The sequence below is a fragment of the Shouchella phoenicis genome, from assembly GCF_047238345.1.
Lineage (GTDB): Bacteria > Bacillota > Bacilli > Bacillales > Bacillaceae_D > Shouchella.
The window spans coordinates 3,488,602-3,502,634 of record NZ_JBDFMQ010000001.1; the positions used below are offsets into that span (position 1 = coordinate 3,488,602).

15 protein-coding genes are annotated in these 14,033 nt (G+C 41.3%); 8 read left to right on the top strand and 7 right to left on the bottom strand.

Translation table 11 applies throughout. The features are described 5' to 3' along the window. The first annotated feature begins 416 nt into the window (after positions 1–416). The 5 genes from ABC361_RS18640 (at position 417) to shc (ending at position 6,107) form a co-directional block, all read left to right on the top strand. The gene (locus tag ABC361_RS18640) at positions 417–722 is read left to right on the top strand and encodes a hypothetical protein (RefSeq protein ID WP_413075341.1); all 306 of its coding nucleotides are present in this window, start codon (positions 417–419) and stop codon (positions 720–722) included. Positions 723–939: 217 nt separating this feature from the next. Further along, positions 940–2,271 (top strand): ABC transporter substrate-binding protein, encoded by a 1,332-nt coding sequence (locus ABC361_RS18645; RefSeq protein WP_413075342.1) that lies wholly within the window; start codon positions 940–942, stop codon positions 2,269–2,271. A 20-nt stretch (positions 2,272–2,291) separates the two neighbouring features. Further along, on the top strand, positions 2,292–3,227 hold the full coding sequence (locus ABC361_RS18650; protein ID WP_413075343.1) for a carbohydrate ABC transporter permease: 936 nt from the start codon (positions 2,292–2,294) through the stop codon (positions 3,225–3,227). An 18-nt stretch (positions 3,228–3,245) separates the two neighbouring features. Next, a complete protein-coding gene (locus tag ABC361_RS18655) occupies positions 3,246–4,112 on the top strand; it encodes a carbohydrate ABC transporter permease (protein ID WP_413075344.1) in 867 nt (288 codons plus the stop codon). A 114-nt stretch (positions 4,113–4,226) separates the two neighbouring features. Beyond that, positions 4,227–6,107 carry a squalene--hopene cyclase gene (gene shc, locus ABC361_RS18660; protein WP_413075345.1) on the top strand — a complete coding sequence of 627 codons (1,881 nt, stop codon included), beginning with the start codon at positions 4,227–4,229 and terminating at the stop codon, positions 6,105–6,107. 57 nt (positions 6,108–6,164) lie between these two features. On the opposite strand, the gene ABC361_RS18665 is transcribed toward shc, so the two are convergent. The 5 genes from ABC361_RS18665 to ABC361_RS18685 form a co-directional block, all read right to left on the bottom strand. After that, on the bottom strand, positions 6,165–6,554 hold the full coding sequence (locus ABC361_RS18665; RefSeq protein ID WP_413075346.1) for a gamma-glutamylcyclotransferase family protein: 390 nt from the start codon (positions 6,552–6,554) through the stop codon (positions 6,165–6,167). A 93-nt stretch (positions 6,555–6,647) separates the two neighbouring features. Further along, a complete protein-coding gene (locus ABC361_RS18670) occupies positions 6,648–8,249 on the bottom strand; it encodes a long-chain fatty acid--CoA ligase (protein ID WP_413075347.1) in 1,602 nt (533 codons plus the stop codon). Positions 8,250–8,470: 221 nt separating this feature from the next. Further along, positions 8,471–9,244 carry a tyrosine-protein phosphatase gene (locus ABC361_RS18675; RefSeq protein WP_413075348.1) on the bottom strand — a complete coding sequence of 258 codons (774 nt, stop codon included), beginning with the start codon at positions 9,242–9,244 and terminating at the stop codon, positions 8,471–8,473. 20 nt (positions 9,245–9,264) lie between these two features. Next, positions 9,265–9,960 (bottom strand): CpsD/CapB family tyrosine-protein kinase, encoded by a 696-nt coding sequence (locus ABC361_RS18680; protein ID WP_413075349.1) that lies wholly within the window; start codon positions 9,958–9,960, stop codon positions 9,265–9,267. 20 nt (positions 9,961–9,980) lie between these two features. After that, positions 9,981–10,679, bottom strand: a complete 699-nt coding sequence (locus ABC361_RS18685) for a YveK family protein (protein WP_413075350.1) — start codon at positions 10,677–10,679, stop codon at positions 9,981–9,983. 274 nt (positions 10,680–10,953) lie between these two features. On the opposite strand from ABC361_RS18685, the gene ABC361_RS18690 reads away from it, so the two are divergent. Further along, positions 10,954–11,874 (top strand): LCP family glycopolymer transferase, encoded by a 921-nt coding sequence (locus ABC361_RS18690; protein WP_413075351.1) that lies wholly within the window; start codon positions 10,954–10,956, stop codon positions 11,872–11,874. A gap of 65 nt (positions 11,875–11,939) precedes the next feature. Here ABC361_RS18690 and ABC361_RS18695 read toward each other — a convergent pair whose 3' ends face one another. Together ABC361_RS18695 and ABC361_RS18700 are read right to left on the bottom strand one after the other, a co-directional pair. Further along, positions 11,940–12,254 carry a DMT family transporter gene (locus ABC361_RS18695; RefSeq protein WP_413075352.1) on the bottom strand — a complete coding sequence of 105 codons (315 nt, stop codon included), beginning with the start codon at positions 12,252–12,254 and terminating at the stop codon, positions 11,940–11,942. Beyond that, a complete protein-coding gene (locus ABC361_RS18700; RefSeq protein WP_413075353.1) occupies positions 12,251–12,586 on the bottom strand; it encodes a DMT family transporter in 336 nt (111 codons plus the stop codon). The genes ABC361_RS18695 and ABC361_RS18700 overlap by 4 nt, the downstream gene beginning before the upstream one ends. 101 nt (positions 12,587–12,687) lie before the next feature. Between ABC361_RS18700 and ABC361_RS18705 the strand changes: the two genes are divergently transcribed. Together ABC361_RS18705 and ABC361_RS18710 are read left to right on the top strand one after the other, a co-directional pair. Further along, entirely contained in the window at positions 12,688–13,272 is a 585-nt protein-coding gene (locus ABC361_RS18705; RefSeq protein ID WP_413075354.1) for a TetR/AcrR family transcriptional regulator, read from the top strand. Between the two features lie 88 nt (positions 13,273–13,360). Next, a complete protein-coding gene (locus ABC361_RS18710) occupies positions 13,361–14,008 on the top strand; it encodes an SDR family oxidoreductase (protein ID WP_413075355.1) in 648 nt (215 codons plus the stop codon). Positions 14,009–14,033 lie beyond the last annotated feature (25 nt).

Here is a 14,033-nt window from a genome sequence, read left to right on the forward strand (position 1 = left end):
TATAAAGGGGCGTGTTCAGTCATGACAAAATCAGATTCAACCAAACACGTTACAATTACGACATATTCGGCTTTGATTATAGGTTTTACCTGTTTGTTCATAACGTTGCGAGCCGGTTTCACAGGCTATTTTTATAACGAATACGTTCTTCTTATTCTCATTTTATTAGGCACCACACTTTCCATTTACTCACTCATGAAATCAACCAAAAAGGTTTTACCAACCCTGTCTCTACTCTTCTCACTATCACTTCCACTCTCATTTATTTTCGTTGTTATTTTTTTTGATTTTGCACCTTAACGAGCACGACAGACACTCTTTTCCCCTATACGAAAATGACGTTTCAATAACAGGTTTGTATGTTTACTCGTAAGCTTGCTTCATATTGAGCGTTTATCTAGAAAGGACTGATGGCTATGTATGAGTGGTTAAATCTAGGAAGTCTTGTGATTGGATTGCTTGCATGGACGCTTCCCATTCTAAATTTGGTCAAACATCATAAAAGATGGGTAATCGTTTCTTTAGCAAGTATGAGTGCCTGTATCGTCTCGATATGTTTTCAGCTCCTCTACAATGATTATCTAGTGAGGATAGAGGATTGGTCAGCGCTTATGGACACTTCTCAAAGTGTCATTCTCCTCTCATTTATACTTGCTGCAGGAACCATTTTTCTCAATGGCATTACAGTATTCATTTATAGAAAAAAAAGAGAGTACATGTAAAAGTAATACAAAAAAATTTTAGTAATTCATGCTCAAGCCGATATAAAACAGCCCTCTAATTTTTACCACCTTACCTGTGCTTTTCACCCATTTTTTTCAACCTCTGAATAGCAGGAATGATTTTTGCATAATGTACAGGAAACAAAGCAGGATTTTCTACAATCATCAAGAAGCATTTATGAAAGCGCTTTCTAAAATGTCTCATGGAGGGATTGTGATGAAAAAAAAGATTCAAGCAGTCTTACTCGTCCCTATTGTCGCAAGTGTTTCTTTGCTAGCTAGCTGTGCGGATGAAGAGTCCGCAGGTGCAAACGGTGAAGTCGTCTTAACATGGCTTGTGCGCAGTGATCCAAACTTAATTGAATGGGAACATCGTGTTATTGACGCCTTTGAGGAAGAAAATCCAGGTATTCGTGTTCAGCTACAGACGATTCCTCAAGGAGAAATTGATCAAAAGCTGCAGACGATGATCGCAGGTGGCAACGTACCTGATGTGTGGTCGCCAAACTGGGCTGACTCTGGCTTTGGTAGTTACTATGCAATGGACGCGTTAAAAGATCTAAGTCCTTTTCTTGAAGAAGAACCTGACGTGTTAGATGGCATTGATGAAACCTTAACCGATGTGTATGAGATGGAAGATGGGGTTTATGGGATTCCGATTCTTTCGATGGGCTCGTTTCTTTATTACAATCGTGACCTCTTTGATGAAGCGGGTGTTCCTTATCCGCCTACTGATTGGAATGATGAAAGCTGGGATTATGATGCGATGATTGACGCCGCTCAAGCGATTACGCAAAACGATCTTCCTCCAACCCAGCGCGTTTATGGTGTGCTAGATGAAGATTCACCGAATAAAAATGCGTGGGCATTTGGTGGAGATTTCTTTGCTGATGAAGATTATGAAACGGGAACTTTATCAGAACCTGTCGTGACTGAAAACCCTCGAAATCGAGAGGCGATTCAACAGCGATCAGATTTAATTAATCTTCATGAAGTGATGCCTCCACAAAGTGAAATTGCCGCACTCCAGCAATTGAGTGATCCATTTCTTAGTGGCCGTGTTGGGATGGTGATGAAAGGTGGATGGGGCACGAAACAATATGCAGCAACCGAGCTGAACTGGGGATTAGCCGCCTATCCTTACACGAACGAAGAGCGCCAAATCTCGCTATACGTAGACCCTTGGTCGATTAGCGAAGGCAGCGAACACCCTGAAGAAGCTTGGGAATTCCTAAAATTCCTTCTCGATCCTGATAAAGCGGCAAAATGGATGGTGGAAATGACGTTAGAAAGTCCCGCCAACTCTGATTTGAAAGAGCTATGGTTCGAACTCATTTCTGAGCGGACCGGCATTCCTGTTGAAGACTTACGCATTGCAGAAGAAGGGGCCCTTCAATATGGTCGACCGACTGACAATCACCTTATTTCAAATTTTGCACCGGTCTTAAAACATCAAAACATGACGATTAATTCGATTTACGATCGACGGAAAACGGTTGATGAAGGCATGCGTGAACTTCAAGAAAATATTACGTCACTTACCTATTAACAGGATAGGAGGGAAACTCTATGGAATCGAGCACATCGCCAAAGCAAAGTCGTAAACCACTTAAACGTACATCAATTGGGGCTAAGCGTGAGGAAAAATACTTCTGGCTGTTCATTTCTCCATGGATACTCGGCTTTACAGTCTTTATCGCAGGGCCAATGATCGCTTCCCTTTATTTTAGCTTTACTGACTATGCCATCATGGGAGAAGCGACATTTGTGGGGTTCCAAAACTTTATGAATCTCTTTTCTGACCCTTTGTTCTATCGCTCGTTATTTGTGACAACCGCCTATGCAGCCCTAGCTGTTCCGTTTACGATTATTTTGGCCATTGCCCTCGCTTTATTGCTTAATGCAAAAATAAAAGGTCAGGCGTTTTTCCGCACATTCTTTTATGCGCCTTCGATTATTTCTGGCGTATCGGTGGCATTTCTCTGGATGTGGATTTTAAACCCGCAATTTGGGATCGTCAATTCATTTTTATATGAAGTGTTTGGCATTACCGGTCCTGGTTGGTTTACAGACCCTTATACGGTGATTCCATCTTTTGTGCTAATGCAGCTTACAGCAGTCGGCAGCACGATGATTATTTTCTTAGCAAGTCTGCAACAGTTACCAAAAGAACTTTATGAAGCCGCAGTCATTGATGGTGCGAGTGCTTGGCGACGGTTCCGAAATATTACCGTTCCGCTTATTTCGCCGATAATCCTTTTCAATGTCATCATTTCCATTATTGCATCCTTTCAAATCTTCACCCAAGCGTACGTCATTACGGATGGTGGTCCTGACTGGATGAGTTACTTCTATGTGTATTATTTATTTGAAACAGCATTTTTCCAAAATCGCATAGGCTACGCTTCTGCACAAGCATGGATTTTGTTTATCCTCATCTTTGTTCTTACGTTCTTAGCGCTATATGTTTCCCGTAAAAACGTTCATTACGAATACGATAAATAATCCAAGGAGGTCAAGCAGATGAAGCATTTGTTTAACAAAACCCATTACGCTCCTGGCGAGTTATCAAAGGGAGGAAAAATCCTGACGTACGCTGGTTTACTTGCTTGTCTATCTTTGTTTTTGTTTCCCGTCGTATGGATGGTTTTTACATCGGTTAAGACGCTTGATGAGATTGTTGCAAATCCACTCTCTTTTTTTCCTGATACCTGGAATTGGTCCAACTATCTTGAGGTCTTTCAGAATCACCCTTTTGCCACGTACCTCTGGAATACATCGTGGTATACCGTTGTGACCGTAGTCAGCACCGTCTTTTTCTCAGCGATGATTGCGTTTGGCTTTGCTCGCTTTCGTGCCAGAGGGCAAACATTCTTGTTTGCCATCGTGTTAAGTACAATGATGCTTCCTCAGCAAGTTGTGATGATTCCGCAATATTTGCTTTTCAACTCCATTGGCTGGGTTGACTCCTATTTACCATTGACCGTACCCGCCATTGCCGGAAGTGCCTTTTTAATATTCTTATTACGGCAGTTTTATCTCGGCTTACCAAAGGAACTCGATGAAGCCGTAACCATTGATGGTGGTGGCTATCTCACGATTTTCTTCCGGATTATCCTCCCACTTTCCTTACCAGCAATGGCAACAGCGGCGATTATTGAGTTTATGTTCCGTTGGAATGATTTAATGGGACCGCTCATTTACTTAAATTCTCAAGAGCTTTATCCGCTGTCATTAGGTTTAGCAAACTTCACTGCTGCATATGCTGCCACACCTTGGCAACTACTTATGGCTGCATCGGTGATGGCTGTGCTGCCACCGCTCATTCTATTCTTTTTTGCGCAAAAATATTTTATTCAAGGGGTTGTTATATCAGGCACAAAAGGCTAGACGCATGGGTAACAGGCAGATTCTTACGAGAGTCTGTCTTTTTTCTTTCCATCGGCATGACAGCTTTTCCGACTGAATATGTTGTAGAAACGACAGTTCGGAGAGAGGGATCCCATGAAAATTGATGAAGCAATCGAACGGTTGGTAACGAGGCTTCAAGAAGATCAGCAGGAAGATGGCTCGTGGCAGTACCCGTTTGAAGCAGGCACCTTCACAGATGCATATATGGTTATTTTGCTGAGAACGTTAGAGCAGGATGACGAGACACTCATTCAAGCGTTGGTGAACCGGATGCTGCACGTGCAAGAGGAAAATGGTGCTTGGAAGCTTGTCCAAGATGAAGAAACCGGAAACCTGACAACGACAGTCGAGTGCTATTATGCCATTTTGTATTCAGGCTATGTCAAAAAAGAGGATCCTCGAATGAAACGCGCGAAGGCATTTATTTTAAAAAACGGCGGCCTTGAACAAACTACGTTGTTAACAAAATTTGTCCTTTTGCTAACAGGTCAATATCGTTGGCCAACCTTTTTTCCTGTTCCCATTGAATTGATCCTTTTACCGATCGCCTTTCCATTTAACTTATTTAGTATGTCTGTTTACGGACGTGCACATATGGTTCCGCTTCTTGTCGCAGCAGACAAGAAGCTGGAAGTAAAAACGGCGAGAAGTCCAGACTTGTCGGACTTACATGGGCATTCAAGACATGACCCTTTTTTAGAATGGGCAGAAGGGGACGATTCACGTAAACTGCATGGAACCATTCACTATTTAGTGAAAAAAGTAACGAACCTTCCAGAAAATCTTCATCAACTCGCGATCAGTCGCGCAAAACAGTATATGATGAGCGCAGTTGAGAAAGACGGGACGCTTTTCAGTTACTTCACCTCCACTATGTTTATGATTTTTGCCCTGCTTGCTCTTGGACATTCTAAGAAAGATCCTCTTATTCAACAGGCAGTAAACGGGCTCAAATCATTTCAAACAACTGTTAATGGGCACGCTCACATTCAGTTTACGACGGCGTCCATTTGGAATACGTCTTTAATTAGTTATGCCCTCCAAGAAGCGAACCTGAAGCCTGAAGACACAACAATTAAAAAAGCAACCGAATACCTACTCGCTAAACAACATCACAAATATGGTGATTGGGTCGTTCACAATCCTGCTGTTAAACCCGGTGGCTGGGGATTCTCAACGGTGAATACGATTCAGCCTGATCTTGATGACACGACTTCTTCCCTTCGCGCCCTAACAGCATCTGCGATAAAAGATAAAGACCTACTCGAAGCGTGGAAACGGGGAATGGCTTGGACATCCTCTATGCAAAATAAAGATGGTGGGTGGGCTGCTTTTGAAAAAAATACAGACAGTCGCTTACTTGCCTTACTCCCAATTCAAGAAAGTAAGGGCATTTTAACGGACCCTAGCACACCTGATTTAACAGGCAGAACCATGGAGTTTATTGGAAATTTCGCACATACGAAAGACAATCATTCGGCTCTTAAAGATGGCGTACGATGGTTAAAAAAGAATCAGCAGAAAGACGGGTCTTGGGAAGGGCAATGGGGCGTTAACTATATTTATGGTACGTGGGCTGCATTAACGGCTCTTGATGCAGCAAATGTCTCGTCTAAACAATCGACTATAGTAAAAGCGGTTAAGTGGCTAAAATCAATCCAGCTTGATGATGGTGGCTGGGGAGAGTCTTGCTTAAGCGATCGCCACAAGCGCTACAAATCTCTCTCGGCAAGTACCCTTACGCAAACGGCTTGGGCGGTAGATGGCCTTATTGCTGTCTCTGAATTTCCCGATAAATCCATTCGTGACGGCATCCGCTATTTACTTGCTCATATTGAAAAACACCCGTGGACAGAGGATTATCCTGTAGGCAAGGGACTAGCCGACAGGATTTACTTTCACTACCATAGTTACCGTCATTTTTATCCGTTGCTCGCATTAGCCCACTACCGGAAAAAGTTTAAGAATGTGTAGGGAAACATTGACCTCGTTTTCACATTTTCGGCACATAAAGCTACCGTTTTGGTAGCTTTAGTTTTCTTTTACGTAAGTGATCCAGTCTCCTGATTTGATCGGGTTAGAGATATGCTGGAAAAAATCGGTTGCGATATAGCCGTACGCTTGGACAACTTCGTCCTTATGTACGACGTCCATGACGATTCGCTCGTACTCGTTCCCTTCTTGGCGACCTTCTTCATATCCTTCTAATCGATCAATAGCTTTTAACATATTTACGGAAACGATATAAAGCTCACCTTGAATAAACTGCCCTTTCTTATTTCGTGCAATTGGATAGCCGTAAGGCGTAGCATGCAACTCTCCTTCTACCGCACATCCCACCCCTATACATTCTGCACCTTTTAAGAAACCAGCGTTTGAACCACCTTTTCGCAACGTACCGTATACAAATAATAGATTCATCTTATGGTCACTACACCTTTTTAGTATCGATCTTAGCGGTTTTTTTATTAAACACAACAAAAAGCAGCCATTGACTGCTTTTCGTATGTGGTTTTATCTCGACTTTACAATTTCGTCACGTAACGCTCGCTTTAAAAATTTTCCGACAGACGTTCTCGGTAGCTGATCCATAAAAATAACGTCGTCTGGGAGCCACCATTTCGCAAATTGTTGCGCTAAATAGTCGTTAATCTCTTCTTTCGTCGCGCTTTGTCCTTCTTTAAGAACCACACACGCAACGGGGCGCTCTTGCCATTTCTCATGAGGAACGGCCACGACCGCCGCTTCGAGAACAGCTTCATGACCCATTATCGCATTTTCTAAATCAACAGATGAGATCCATTCTCCTCCACTTTTAATTAAATCTTTTGTACGATCGACGATTTTTATTGACCCTTCTTCATCGATTGTTGCAACATCACCAGTATGAAGCCAGCCGTCACGAAAAGCTTGGTCACTTCGATCATCTTCATGGTATTGATCTGCAATCCACGGCCCACGGATTAGCAACTCCCCCATTTCCTTGCCGTCCCACGCAATTTCTCCATTTTCATTCACGCCTTTAAGATCAATTAACGGAACAGCCATTCCTTGTGTAGCACGTACGTTAAACCGATCGGCTTCGTCCCAATTTTGTTGATGGCTTTTTAAGCGTGAATAGGAAACGATCGGTGATGTTTCAGTCATGCCGTATGCATGAAAAAACGGCACCTTAAGCTTTTTCTCAAAGGTTTCAATCATACTTTTTGGCGCAGCAGAACCACCGCAAATGACTGCACGTAAGCTACTTAAATCATAGTTTCCTTTTTGAACGACCTGTAGCAAGCCGAGCCAAATAGTCGGAACGCCGCCTGTAAATGTAACTTTTTCGTTTTGAATTAACTCCGCTAATAATTGTGGCGTGAATTGAGGACCAGGAAGCACTTGCGTTGCCCCGTAAAACGTTGCGCTAAACGGCAGTCCCCACGCGTTTACATGGAACATCGGAACGACTGGCATACACACATCATTCTCTGAGAGTGCCGTAGTATCAACCATTCCTTGAACCAGGCTATGAAGGGTAATCCCTCTGTGTGAATAAAGAACCCCTTTAGGCTTTCCTGTTGTAGCAGATGTGTAGCACATTGCCGCGGGTTCATGTTCATCAAGGTCGTCTAAAAACGGAAACTGCGGATTCCCTTTTTCAAGTAATGATTCATAAGAATAAAGCGGACGTAGCGTTGATTCGGGTAGTTGCTCTTTATCTGTCATGACAATAAACGTATGGACAGTGGTCAACTTATCTTGAACCGCTTCTATTACTGGCAATAGATCTTCATCAATAAGAAGAATTCGATCTTCAGCATGATTAATTACGTACACAAGATGGTCGGCAGATAATCGCATATTAATCATATGCAAGACCGCCCCAATTCCAGGAGCAGCAAAATATGCTTCTAAATGGCGATGATGATTCCAGGCTACAGTTCCAACTCGCTCACCTCGTTTAAGACCAAGCTCTGTCAAAATACTTGCTAAAGCTCGTGTGCGCTTGCCAATTTCTTTGTACGATAACCTGTGAGTCTTGTCTAGTGTTCTTGAAATGACTTGCTTTGTTGGAAAATATCGTTCCGCACGTTCAAGCATTGGCGGAATGGTTAACGGTGTATTCATCATAATGCCAAAACCCCTTCCCTCTCTATGTATGCGTTTTCAAATCCTTATCTATTATTCTACCAACCACTCAGAAAACAAGCAATTTATATTTATAAGATTCTTAATTTAGTCAATTTCACAACATCAAATTAATGCGAAAAAGGCGTACAATCCATTAAATTGACGATCCTACCAAACCATAAAAAAAAGAAACTCTAAGCAGAGCTTCTAGCAATTGATCGTTAAAAGAACCCAAATAATTTCTTCTTTTTCTTCCCTACTCTTTCTGGAGGGTTTAAATAAATATGCTTATTTTCAATCATTAGTCGAGCGTTTTCTTGGTATTCGTACATCAGGTTTGAATCAAAGCGTTCTTCCACATAAGCATACGCTTCCCGCATTCGTAACGTACGATTTGCTGTGTTATGTACGTCAGAAGCAATCACGTGAACAAGGCTTGCTTCCATTAATTCCTCGCTTAGCTTTTGGATATCCTTCCCAAAATAACCGGTTAAACTTGAGGACGTTAATTGCGCAAGTGCCCCATTTTTAATTAATTCATATAGCTTATTAGGTGAGTCCATGATGACTTTATTACGCTCAGGATGAGCAATAACTGGGATGTACCCTTGAGAACCTAAATCATAAAACAACCGATTTGCGTAGACTGGAATATCGTTAGAAGGAAACTCAACGAGTACATATTTGCTGTTCCCTAAACTTAAACTCGCTCCCGAAGCCAAATCACTTTGGATGTCCCCATATAAACGTATTTCTTGACCAGGTAAGACTGTTAAAGGAATCATTTGCTTTGCAAGCTCTTGATTTAGTTCCGCTACAGCATCATGTAAATGGGACCCATCTAAAAGTGGGAAGCTAGGATGCTGATGATGAGGCGTTGCCACCATTTTTGTAATGCCCACACTTACCGCTTCTTCGGCAATGGCAATACTTTCTTCAATGGTTTTAGCACCATCATCTAGCCCAGGTAAGATATGACTATGAATGTCAATCATCCAATTCGCCCCATTTCTTTTTATTGATAATAATAATATGTGTTTTGATCAATTGGTTTGTTATTTAAGACAACGCCAAGCAGGTTTGCTTTTGCTTTTTCAAGGTTTGCTTTTGCTTTTTCCAATTGATCGCGATCGGTTTTCCCACTTGAAGTCACAAGAATCGTCCCGTCCACTTTGCTTGATAAAATTTGTGCATCTGCTACAGCCATAACAGGCGGCGTGTCAACGATTACAACGTCAAAATTTTCGCTTGCTTCATTGATCACAAGCTCCATCATTTTAGAATTTAATAGCTCCGCTGGATTCGGCGGGATCGGACCACACGTTAATAAGCTAACGTTTTCGATAGATGTTTCTTGTGCAACATCAACAAGCTTGTGCTGTCTTGTTAATACATTTGTGAGACCATGCGTATTCATCACACCAAACGTATAATGTGCCGTTGGCTTTCGCATATCTGCATCAATTAATAAGACGTTCTGTCCATTTTGTCCCATAACAACAGCTAGATTCGAAGCGGTTGTTGATTTTCCTTCACCAGGACCTGCGGATGTAATAAGTAATGTACGAATGTCAGTATCGATAGCGGAATATTCAATATTTGTACGGATATTACGGTATTGTTCAGTAATCGGCGAATGTTTACTTACATCAGCGATTAGTTGTCGTTTCTTTTGTACTTGACCTTTTTTATTACGCGTTGACCTGGCCATGAGTCACCTACTTTCTTAAACTATGACGATTTCCTTGTTGTTTCAACTGCATCCATCGTTGAGACAGCTCCAAGCACAGGGAGGTCTAAGATTTTCTCAATATCTTTTTCTGTTTTTACCGTAGTATCTAAGTATTCAAGTAGAAAGGCTAGACCTACCGCACCCATTAACCCTACAACAAACGCGATTGCCATGTTTAAGACCGTATTTGGACTTGATGGCGATGGATCTTCTCCTACCACTGCTTCTGATAAAATTGTGACGTTATCTGTGCTCAAAATATCAGGGATTTGCGTTTCAAACACGCTTGATAGTTCATTTACAATGTCAGTTGCTTCGACTGGATCATCAACCTCCACTGTAACGAGTAAGACTTGAGAATTATTTTGATTTGTTACAGACACCATATTTTGTAGTGTACTAAGACTATAGTCTAGGTTTTGGTTATCAATCACTTCATTTAAGATACGAGGACTTTTAATAATTTGCGTGTACGTTCCTACCAACTCTAAACTTGTTCGGACATCATTTTGGGTGACGCCTTCTTCTGTACCAGCTTGATAGATTAAGAGTTCTGCTGAACGCTCATACTTTGGAGTAAGGATAAAAGCACTAACAAGTGCACCAGCTAACATTGCTAACAACGGAATCGCTACTAATAATTTCCATCGTTGTTTTAATGTTTGAAAGATCTCTTTCAAACTAATCGTTTCTTCCATCTAATCGCTAACCTCCTAAACATATACCATAACTCAAATCGAATTATATCACAATTTGCTTGTAATATTGCGAAATTGTCGTCTTTTTTTATTCATGATTCTACCATTTTGTACAAGATCAGACGGAATTCTTCTTTTTGCATGGTTACCTTTTACGAAAAATTACAAAAGAATTGTCTTGTCCTTCTGAACAGCTTCTTTTATCCTAGTAAGAGGGACATTATTCCATACTCTATTACACACTTACATTCCAATAGTAGAAAGGCGTACTTAAATGAAGAAAAAGACGGCATTGAAAGTTACAGCACTCATCTTTGGCATTCTTTTTTTAGCGGTGATTGGCTTTGGCCTTTATATTTTTAATGATATTCGCAGTACAGCGAATGAAATGTATGAGCCATTAGGTGATCGTCAAGGTTCATCTCCAATAAGAGAGATTGAGATTCAAGATGGGGAGCCTATTTCCGTACTATTAGCTGGTGTTGACCATACGCCAGGCCGAGAAGAAGACGTTGTTGGACGTTCAGATTCTATAGTTGTAATGACATTAAATCCTACAGATGGGTCCACAAAAATGTTATCGATCCCGAGAGATACAAGGGTTGATATTGTTGGCAGAGGGACAACCGAAAAAATTAACCACGCCCATGCTTACGGTGGTCCAGAAATGTTAATTAATACGGTAGAAGAAGCGTTTGATATTCCAATTGATCATTACGCAGGAATTAATATGGAAGGTTTCACACGCTTAATTGATGCGTTTAATGGCGTACAAGTTTATAACGATTTATCGTTCACAATGGATGGCTCACAATTTCCTGAAGGAACAATTGAACTTGATGGAGAGGAAGCATTAAAGTATACGCGGATGCGCTATGATGATCCACGTGGAGATGCCGGTCGTGCGAATCGTCAGCGCGACGTGATTGAAGCATTAATGAACGAAGCAGCTTCCTTAGGTTCTGTTACGAAAGCTGGTGAGATTTTAGACGTACTTGGATCAACTGTTCGTACAGACTTATCTTTAGGAGATATGTGGTCTTACCAATCAGACTATATGGATGCACTAAATCAAGTCGAGCAAATCGAAGTGAATTATACCGGACAAACCATTGATGGTCTATGGTATGCGATCGTGTCTGATGAAGAAAAAGCACGGGTTCGTGATGAAATGCGCAACCACTTAGACATATAGTCATCGTTAAAAAATCGTGCTGATTGATCCAGCACGATTTTTTTCTTCTATTATAATTGGTGTATCTAAGAAACGAGTCTCAATCCAATAACAGCCACAACGACTAGCCCAATAAAGAAAATGCGAAGTCGATCTTTTGACTCATTGTAATAAACCATGCCAACTAGCGCACTACCAACCGTTCCAATTCCTGTCCAAACTGCATACGCTACGCCAAGCGGAATTGTCTCCATAGCCAACCCGAGAAGGGTGAAGCTTATAATAAAACCAATAATTAGAACGGCAAAGCCTTTTCTCTTTTGCCCTTTCGTAATCATTTGGATTCCACTTACACCGACCACTTCAAAAATACCTGCGATAATCAACATTACCCAGCTCATGCTTCATCCATCCTTTCTACTTTCTTATCACCAGTGACGAGCTTAAGACCAAGCACACCTGCGAGTAATAAGACAATAAAAAAGAGCATCCATATATTAAACGGCGCATCAAATAGAACAATATCAACAAATACGGTTCCAACAGTACCTAACGCTACGAAAATTGCGTATACTGTACTCGTTGGCAAAACTGTAGCAGCACGAACGAGCAGGGTGAAGCTTATGATGATTCCAATCACCGTGAGTGTCCACTCAAATGGTGTACTAGCATATTTCAAACCGGTTGCCCAACCAACTTCGAAAATACCTGCTATAATAACTAAAATCCACATAGGTCTCACGCACCTCTTATAAAAAATGAAATACTAACTAACGGTAGTTAGTATAGCACCGATTTTTAAGATTGACAATGACTTTTTGAAAGGATGGAATAATGAGCACAAAAGAACGAATTATTGATGCGGCTTTGCAAGCATTTTCAAAGCACGGTTTTGAAGGAACGACGTTGGCCCAAATTGCAAAAAACGTAGGCATTCAAAAACCGTCTATGTATAATCATTTTAAAAGTAAAAATGAACTCTTTTTACTCATCTCCGAGCGAATTACGAATCAGTTGGTCACGAACATACAAACGACTGCTAAACATTATGAAGAGACGGATATAGAGACAAGGCTTTACGCTGTCCTTAAACATAGCTGTGACTTTATCATTCACGAACAAGAAGGTGTTATGTACAAACGTTTTATGCTCTTTCCACCAGCCGAGCTTAGGTCGAATGTACGAGAGATTGTGCAAGCAGGAGATCAAGAAATCAACCAGGTTCTTCACCAACTTTTTCAACAAGGCTTAGATGAAGGGCGACTTCGGCATATACCTGAACAAATGTTTCATTCTGCTTATTATTGTTTATTAGATGGCTTATTTACCGAAAGCTTCATTTATGATGATTCTGACTTTCAACGCCGATTTAAAGAAGCCTGGACCGTTTTCTGGTATGGGATTTCAAAAGAATGTTAACCCCCCTTTCATTTTTTTAGGTTTGAGGGTCACACCCTATGGGAATTCATACACACAATACTGAATTTCTATTAGAGGAGAGATCATCATGAATGTACTCGTCATTGGTGCAAATGGACAAGTCGGAAAACATGTTGTTCAACAATTAAAGGAAAGTGAACATACGTCGATTGCAATGGTTCGTAAAGAAGAACAAGTTGCCACTATGAACGATTTAGGAGCAGATGAAGTGGTTATTGCTGATTTAGAGGACGATTTTAGTCATGCCTTTAAACAAGCAGATGCTGTCATTTTTGCAGCTGGCTCAGGTGGTTCTACTGGAGCTGACAAAACATTAATTATTGATTTATGGGGTGCGATCAAGTCATTTCAATATGCCGAAAAAGCATCAATTAACCACTTTGTTCAGCTAAGTTCAATTGGTGCCGGTGATCCAGACGCCCAGCCTGACAAAATTAAGCATTATATGGTGGCGAAAGCCGTATCGGATCAAATGCTCATGTCTACATCCTTATCTTATAGCATCGTCCGCCCAGGTCCGTTAACGAATGAAGATGCTACTGGCAAAATTAAAGTGGCTGACGCATTTAACGATGTTGGTGAAGATTCCATCACACGAGCAGACGTTGCTACTGCTCTCATTGATTCTCTCACGAACAAAGCAACGTACGGAAAGGCATTTGAAATTCTCGCAGGTGAAAAAGAGATCTCAGACGCCCTTTCCACTCTTAACTAAATCGATACAACAAAGACCTGCTAAT

Excerpts from the sequence above, each read along its gene's own strand:
- ABC361_RS18640 (WP_413075341.1), top strand. The coding sequence starts at position 417 with ATGTATGAGTGGTTAAATCTAGGAAGTCTTGTGATTGGATTGCTTGCA.
- ABC361_RS18645 (WP_413075342.1), top strand. The coding sequence starts at position 940 with ATGAAAAAAAAGATTCAAGCAGTCTTACTCGTCCCTATTGTCGCAAGT.
- ABC361_RS18650 (WP_413075343.1), top strand. The coding sequence starts at position 2,292 with ATGGAATCGAGCACATCGCCAAAGCAAAGTCGTAAACCACTTAAACGT.
- ABC361_RS18655 (WP_413075344.1), top strand. The coding sequence starts at position 3,246 with ATGAAGCATTTGTTTAACAAAACCCATTACGCTCCTGGCGAGTTATCA.
- shc (WP_413075345.1), top strand. The coding sequence starts at position 4,227 with ATGAAAATTGATGAAGCAATCGAACGGTTGGTAACGAGGCTTCAAGAA.
- ABC361_RS18665 (WP_413075346.1), bottom strand. The coding sequence starts at position 6,554 with ATGAATCTATTATTTGTATACGGTACGTTGCGAAAAGGTGGTTCAAAC.
- ABC361_RS18670 (WP_413075347.1), bottom strand. The coding sequence starts at position 8,249 with ATGATGAATACACCGTTAACCATTCCGCCAATGCTTGAACGTGCGGAA.
- ABC361_RS18675 (WP_413075348.1), bottom strand. The coding sequence starts at position 9,244 with ATGATTGACATTCATAGTCATATCTTACCTGGGCTAGATGATGGTGCT.
- ABC361_RS18680 (WP_413075349.1), bottom strand. The coding sequence starts at position 9,960 with ATGGCCAGGTCAACGCGTAATAAAAAAGGTCAAGTACAAAAGAAACGA.
- ABC361_RS18685 (WP_413075350.1), bottom strand. The coding sequence starts at position 10,679 with ATGGAAGAAACGATTAGTTTGAAAGAGATCTTTCAAACATTAAAACAA.
- ABC361_RS18690 (WP_413075351.1), top strand. The coding sequence starts at position 10,954 with ATGAAGAAAAAGACGGCATTGAAAGTTACAGCACTCATCTTTGGCATT.
- ABC361_RS18695 (WP_413075352.1), bottom strand. The coding sequence starts at position 12,254 with ATGAGCTGGGTAATGTTGATTATCGCAGGTATTTTTGAAGTGGTCGGT.
- ABC361_RS18700 (WP_413075353.1), bottom strand. The coding sequence starts at position 12,586 with ATGTGGATTTTAGTTATTATAGCAGGTATTTTCGAAGTTGGTTGGGCA.
- ABC361_RS18705 (WP_413075354.1), top strand. The coding sequence starts at position 12,688 with ATGAGCACAAAAGAACGAATTATTGATGCGGCTTTGCAAGCATTTTCA.
- ABC361_RS18710 (WP_413075355.1), top strand. The coding sequence starts at position 13,361 with ATGAATGTACTCGTCATTGGTGCAAATGGACAAGTCGGAAAACATGTT.